We start from the raw sequence: 6,689 nt of genomic DNA on the forward strand, positions 1-6,689 counted from the left end.
AACGGAACAAACCAGTTGCCACACGTCATCGAAGGCGTCAAATTCACCGACGGTGTCGCTCAATCCGATGCCAACCAAAGCCGCGCCGCATGATCACGCCGCGTCACCCAGATTCTGCCATAGCTCGGATTTGGTCCGGTTGCTGACCTTCGCCTGCTCGGTGAGCGGCTTGCCCCGCTTGCCCTTGCGGTGGATGTGGCTCTTCAGTCCACGGGCGCGCAGCTTTGCCTCCATCTCCTCGGATCGATAGGCCGCATCCGCCCACACGCCCGCGCCGGTGTTGCCCTGCATCAGCAGGTGATCCACCGCCTGGCTGTCGTGCTGCGCGGCGTCGCTGACGTGGTAACGCCGCACCAGCTTGTGCTTGCGGTCGGCATTCACATGGTTCTTCTTTGGTTGCCGCCCGTGATGCAAGAGGCTTCTGACCCTGTTGGCGTGTGATCGAATGCGAACTTCTTTCAGGCCTCGATGTGCGGCACTTCCAGAAGCCGCGGACCGGTATGGTGATCTGCGGATCAGGTCCAAATCTTGTAGGAGAGCTTGCAAGCTCGAAGAACCACACTGGTTTTCCCGATCCAGATCTGTTCAATCATTGCGCCCATACAGGTCGTCGTCTTCTCACACCTCCCCCTGGCACCGACGGTGGCCGATCACGCCATGATGCTCATGCCGCAGTCGCCAACGCCGGATCTCTGTAATCCTCGTTCTTCGTCAGCATCGCCCAGATTTGCCGCGCCATCTTGTTGGCCAGCGCGATCCCGACCAGCATTTTCGGCTTGCGCGTGAGCATCCGCCCGATCCAGCTCTCGGCCGGAACCTTGTGGCGTGCACGACCCATGATCCGGGTTATCGCCCCGATGATCAGAAGCCGCCGGATGTCGGTCTGGCCGGCCTTGGATATCCGTCCAAGCCGGGCCTTGCCGCCGGTGGAATGCTGGCGCGGCACGAGTCCCAGCCAGGCCGCGAAGTCTCGGCCACACTTGAATTGCGCCATGTCGGGCCCGAACGCCTCGACCGCCAGAGCCGTCAGAGGCCCGACCCCCGGCATCGTCTGGAGGCGGCGCGCCGTGTCGGTCTCGGCCGCGAGTTCCTTCAGTTTCCTGGTCTTCGCGTCGATCCGCTCCGTTTTCTCGGTGATCTGCGCCAACAGGTCCCGGCACTCCGCGATGACCAGTTCCGGCAGATCGCAGTCGGAGTCCTCCACCACGGCCTCGATCCGCTTCAGGTGGGCGAGACCGGCAGGAAACACATGGCCATATTCGTAGAGCACCGCGCGCAGCGCATTCACAAGCTCGGTGCGCTGGTGGACGAGGCGCTCGCGGCCACGAAATAGCATCCCCTTGGCCTGCTGCTCCACCGTCTTCGGCGCCACAAAGCGCATCTCGGGCTGGCGCGCCGCGATCACGATCGCCTCCGCATCGGCCGCATCATTCTTCTGGCGCTTTACGAAAGGCCGGACGTATTGCGGCGCAATCAGCCGGGCCTCATGCCCAAGCGCCTCCATCTCCCGCGCCCAGTAGCTGGCGCTGCCGCAGGCCTCGAACACCACCATGCAGGCGGGATGCTCGGCCATGAAGCGCCGGAACTGCTCACGCGTCAGCTTCTTGCGGAACTTCACCTGCCCCGTCATCGTCGCCCCGTGGACCTGGAAAACTCGCTTTGCCAGATCCACCCCGATTATCGTATCCTTCATCTCGCCGTCCTCTCCGTTTCGTGGCTTTCAACACCACAATCTTGGCACGCTTCGATGCCGTCTGGGGAGGGCGGCAACCATCCCATCTTGTAGCCGTAGTGGCTCTTGCCGTGTTTCTTGGTCCAGCGAGCATCCACGTCCTTCTGCGACCGCTTGGCGGGCTTGTCTTTCCAGTCCTCGGGCACATCGCCGTTCTTGATCGCCGCGTTCTCGTCGCGCGTGTTGTGGTTGCGCGGAACCGGCACGATCGAGGCATCCAGAATCTGACCGCCCCGCGCGACGTAGCCCTGCCGCGCCAGATACCCGTCGAACTGGTTGAACAGCTCCTCCACCTTGCCCGCCTGCGCCAGCGCCTCGCGATAGAACCAAACCGTCTTGGCGTCCGGCACACGATCCTCGAGGCCAAGGCCCAGAAACCGCATGAAGGACAGTCGGTCGCGGACCTGATATTCGATCTGGTCGTCCGACAGGTTGTAGAGCGCGCTAAGCACTAGCGTCTTGAACATTAGAACCGCATCCATGGGCTTGCGTCCCGCCCGCGATTTGCGCTCCGCATCCGGCTTGCGCCAAACCCGCTCGAGGGTGGGACGAAATTCCTCCCAGGGCACGACCGCGTCGATCTCGACCAGAGGGTCCTTCTTCGCGTCCAGGCTCGCGTAACGGTCAGAAAGATCGAAGAAACCCATCTGCGACATCGCTGCATCCCCCGTGACGGTTCATCGCCTCATCAATACCGCAGCGCCAAGGTCCGGGCAATTTATAGAGGTGCCCTCAGGTGGACGCCGACCGAAGCCTGCAGGATTTTCAATATCGGCAGCGGTGCACTGCGGTGAAAGTCTACGTGATCGAATCCGCACCTGGTTGACGCCTTCGGGATCGACCGTCAATGTGGGAGCGTGCCCTGGGCACTTCGGTGTTCATCGAAGGTCGGCACGCCGATGATAGGAGTGCTGTGAATGATGGCAAGATTGGTGTGAATATTGCGCGGCGCAGGCTTACTTGAAGCGTTTCTGGTTGCAGCGATGACATTAGGAAGCAGTGTCTGGCTACCCGCCAAAGCGGAGGCCGACGGCCAGGAACAGAGCGCATTGTTGACCGGCGAAGTCGCCGCCGGTGAGCAGCACACGACGCGGTTGCGCAACCTTCCGCGGGGCGCAGATCTCGACGTTGAACTGACAACCGATGGCGAGTTGCGCATCCTGGTACTGAACGAAGACCAGTTCACGATGCTACCGGGTCAAGTCCAGCCGCTCGTCACCGGCACGGGAGATCGGCGAATCGGATTTCAGCTGGTGATCCCCGCGAGCGGTACCTATTTTCTTGTCGTCGACAACAGCGGATCGAGCGAATCGAGAGCCTTCACGCTGTCTGTCCGCGCGCGTGTCTCCGGAACGGGCGATGACAGGTCGGGCCAAACCGGCGTTCCAAGGGACCAGGCTGGGACGTTGCAGGAACTCGAGCGGTTCCAGTCAAACCTCCAACAAACCTTCGTCTTCAGCGAGTTGACATTCCGTATCTCGGAATGCGGGGCGCAACAGCCATCAGACGACCCGACCACGGTCACATTTTGCACTGACATTGGTCCGCTGGCGCTGCAACGCCTGGGTGATCCGGGCAAGGCCAGCGATGTCGTGTCGTTCATCATGCTGCGCGAGGTGGGTCGCTCACTGTTGAAGCAGTGGGAGTATTCCTCACCCCTTGGCGAGGATGACGTCGATCAGTTCGCCATCGTCCTTTTCGTGATGTACGGTCAAGCCGAACGCTTGGCCAGAGTTGTGGAATTCTTTGAAACCTTCGAGGCGGATCGGGGGGAGACCTCTGCAGGCGCGATCGACGTGCCACCGCAACGGCTTCAGAATTTGAAGCGATGGCTCAGCGATCCTGACCTTGTCCGGCAATGGCAGCCTTTCGTTGTTCGGCATCTCCAGACGGAGACGCTAAGGGTACTTGCCAGGCATCCGAGGGACTGGACCGATGTCAAGGCGATCGAACAGGAGCTGGCACGTCGGTAGCCATCAGCGGCATCGCGTGACTGGCCTTGAGCGTCTGGAACCCCTCAACCTCCAGCAACCTGGCGTCGCCAATCCCGTTCCAGCCATTAGAGCGTGTTGTCGGCTTTCCCGTTCAAGATTTCCCTGATAGTCGATCTGTGATTCTTTGCCGGCATGGCAGATATGGGGCTCCAGATGGGCAAACCACATCCTATCGAACTTCGGCAACGGGATGTCGCGTGTGTGGAAGAGGGTCAATCGCATCGATCGACAGACCGGACGCTTACGCTGCCGCGGCAAGTGCCTATAATTCAATGAGTTGAAGTGGAGAAGGTCCGATGCCAGTTCCTGTCTCTCCGCCACTTGCCCCTGCGAAAGCGTTCTCCCGATCCGGCTCCAGCCGGATTTTTGCGTTGTTTTCGAGGGTTATGCGCGAGGGGCTGAGCACTGGCCCCTGTACCAAGAGCCCCGGAAACCGTCTCTCAGGGCCGACATTCTCCGGACCTCATGACTGCGCCGATTTGGTGAATAGCTTGCAACTATCAGAAATATCTATATTTTTACGACGCGCCAGCTGAACACTTCGATGTCAGTGGCGTTCGTGAGAAGGAACCCGGATCGAACATTCAACAGGCGGATCGTAGCCTTGCTGCGCTGGGTCAATCAGCGGGAAGAGCCGACGTCCTTACCTTCTCTTACGTGTGCCGAAGCCTCGTTTTCACCGAGTTCGAGCGTGTCACCTACAGCCACCAGCCATTCTGCAAGACGGTCGGTGGCCACGGAAACTTGGTCGGGCTTACGCAAGGCACACTCCCAAATCGTCGCCACGCGCCAACCCTCATTAAGCAGCGCTCCGCGAACGGAGCTGTCCCGTGCAACGTTCGCCGCGAATTTGGCCTGCCAGAACTCCGAGCGCGTTGCGGGAGTGGTGGCGTAGCCGCATCCCTTATGCCGATGCCAGAAGCAGCCGTGCACAAAGACGACGGCGCGATACTTCGGCAGGACGAGGTCCGGTCGCCCGTGGACCTTCTTCGAATGAAGTCGGAAGCGGAAACCGCGCGCGTGCAATGCCTGCCTGAGAGCCAACTCGGGCTTAGTGTTCTTTCCCTTGATCCCTGCCATCATGCGTGAGCGGGTCTCGGCATCGACGATGTCCACCATCTCTTCTCCTTGCCACGTCTGTGAAAACCTGGAAAGAGGTAAGGCAGGAGCAGTGAAGTGTCTAAACTCGTTCAAATCGTTGATCTGTTTTCAGGCCCGGGAGGGCTCGGGGAAGGATTCTCTTCCTGCAGGGGGAGCGATGGGTCGCGCGCCTATGAAATTGCCGTCTCGATCGAGAAGGATCGTGCTGCGCACAAGACACTGAGACTCCGCGCATTCTTGCGACAATTTGAAGAATATCCTCCGGACTACTATTCATGGATTGCCGGGAAGCACGAATGCCCGGATTGGAAAGAGCTGTACCCTCGGCAATGGAAAGCTGCTGAAAATGAAGCGCTATGCGCAGAGCTCGGAAAACCGGAGACTGCTGCCATACTTTCCGAGAGGATTTCTGCGACAAAGCGATTGGCCGGTGATCGCACTCTCCTGATTGGCGGTCCCCCCTGCCAAGCCTATTCCCTCGCAGGACGGTCGAGAAACGCCGGTATCCGGGATTATAGGCCGAAGGATGACGACCGGCACTTCCTCTACCGCGAGTATTGCCGCGTCCTGAGCGAGTTGAACCCTGCAGTGTTCGTCATGGAGAACGTCAAGGGTATGCTTTCCTCCTCCGTCGAGGGGTTGGCGATCTTCGAACAGGTCGTTTCCGACCTAGAGCGCGCTGGCTCGGGCTACAGGCTCGTTTCCCTTTCGGCCGGCGTCCAGTCAGACGCAAAACCCGAACCAAAGGACTTCGTTATCCGCGCCGAGGACCACGGAATTCCACAGGCACGGCACCGGGTCATCATCGTCGGGATCAGGTCGGATGTCGCCTTTAACTTCACCCCGCGACTTCAACGGCGAAACGCCTTGGTTCCGGTCAGAGACATGCTTACAGGCCTGCCGCGGCTGCGAAGTGGCTTGAGCCGACGCGATGACGAGCACGCTTGGTACGATGCGGTGGTCGACGCCATGGAGACAGTCGGTATGATCATCCGGGACTATCCGGGCGAGAACTTCAGCGGTTTTCTGGACGAACTGGATCGGGTCGAGGAACGACTTCTGACGACTTCGCAGACGGGGCGTTCGAGCCACGCAAGAAAACCCCTGTCCAGGAAACTGCAGCCGGAGCTTTCCGCGTTTCTCGACGACCCGAAACTCATCGGTGTCTCGGGGCACGAAACTCGTGGACACATGCCGTCTGATCTTGCGCGATATCTATATGCCGCCTGCTTCGCGAAGGCCGAGGGAGTCAGCCCACGGGCACACCAGTTCCCGGACATCTTGGCTCCAGAACACAAGAACTGGAAGACAGGCAAGTTCAACGACAGGTTCCGCGTTCAGATCGGCACAGCTCCGGCTTCCACGGTAACAAGCCACATCTCGAAGGACGGGCACTACTTCATTCATCCCGATCCAACGCAGTGTCGTAGTTTGACGGTGCGCGAGGCCGCGCGACTACAGACCTTTCCCGACAACTACCACTTCATGGGTAATCGCACCGAGCAATTCGTTCAGGTTGGCAATGCAGTGCCACCATTTCTCGCAAGGCAGATTGCTGACACCCTGCTACCTGTATTCGAAACCCTTTGAACGTCAGCTCGTCAATTCGAGGCTCGCGTGTGAGAATCTTTCATCTTGGAGCTTTTTGAGCGCGCTCATCGCAATAGCGCACTGCTTGTCCGACGGCATCTTGCTCGGGATCGCGGAGCAGGTTTCCAGAACGCCGTTTTCTCGCGGGGACAGAAGCCCCCGTTCCCGTCCCCAGTTTCGTGCCTCTGCCCAGAACGCGGCGCCGAGCCTGTGCACTTCGAGCTCAGCCTCGACGCTGGTCTCGACAGCCTTGAAGGTGCCAATGCGACAAC

General features: G+C 59.9%; 4 protein-coding genes and 3 pseudogenes. 2 read left to right on the forward strand and 5 right to left on the reverse strand.

Features of this window, described 5'->3' with window-relative positions:
- Positions 1–126: 126 nt before the first annotated feature.
- From IM708_RS19950 to IM708_RS19960, 3 genes and pseudogenes are all read right to left on the reverse strand, one after another.
- Positions 127–447: pseudogene (locus tag IM708_RS19950) on the reverse strand (transposase); the annotation flags it as partial.
- Positions 448–664: 217 nt separating this feature from the next.
- A complete protein-coding gene (locus IM708_RS19955) occupies positions 665–1,693 on the reverse strand; it encodes an IS110 family transposase (RefSeq protein ID WP_209428326.1) in 1,029 nt (342 codons plus the stop codon).
- Positions 1,694–1,779: 86 nt separating this feature from the next.
- Positions 1,780–2,388 (reverse strand): annotated as a pseudogene (locus IM708_RS19960) (IS5 family transposase); the annotation flags it as partial.
- A gap of 327 nt (positions 2,389–2,715) precedes the next feature.
- Between IM708_RS19960 and IM708_RS19965 the strand changes: the two are divergent.
- Positions 2,716–3,705, forward strand: a complete 990-nt coding sequence (locus tag IM708_RS19965; RefSeq protein WP_209428327.1) for a hypothetical protein — start codon at positions 2,716–2,718, stop codon at positions 3,703–3,705.
- Between the two features lie 642 nt (positions 3,706–4,347).
- On the opposite strand, the gene IM708_RS19970 is transcribed toward IM708_RS19965, so the two are convergent.
- The gene (locus IM708_RS19970) at positions 4,348–4,845 is read right to left on the reverse strand and encodes a very short patch repair endonuclease (protein WP_209428328.1); all 498 of its coding nucleotides are present in this window, start codon (positions 4,843–4,845) and stop codon (positions 4,348–4,350) included.
- Between the two features lie 57 nt (positions 4,846–4,902).
- On the opposite strand from IM708_RS19970, the gene IM708_RS19975 reads away from it, so the two are divergent.
- On the forward strand, positions 4,903–6,417 hold the full coding sequence (locus IM708_RS19975; protein ID WP_209428329.1) for a DNA cytosine methyltransferase: 1,515 nt from the start codon (positions 4,903–4,905) through the stop codon (positions 6,415–6,417).
- A 3-nt stretch (positions 6,418–6,420) separates the two neighbouring features.
- Here IM708_RS19975 and IM708_RS19980 read toward each other — a convergent pair.
- A pseudogene (locus tag IM708_RS19980) lies at positions 6,421–6,689 on the reverse strand (hypothetical protein); the annotation flags it as partial.

The organism is Pararhodobacter sp. SW119, from assembly GCF_017811755.1.
Taxonomy (GTDB): Bacteria; Pseudomonadota; Alphaproteobacteria; order Rhodobacterales; family Rhodobacteraceae; genus Pararhodobacter.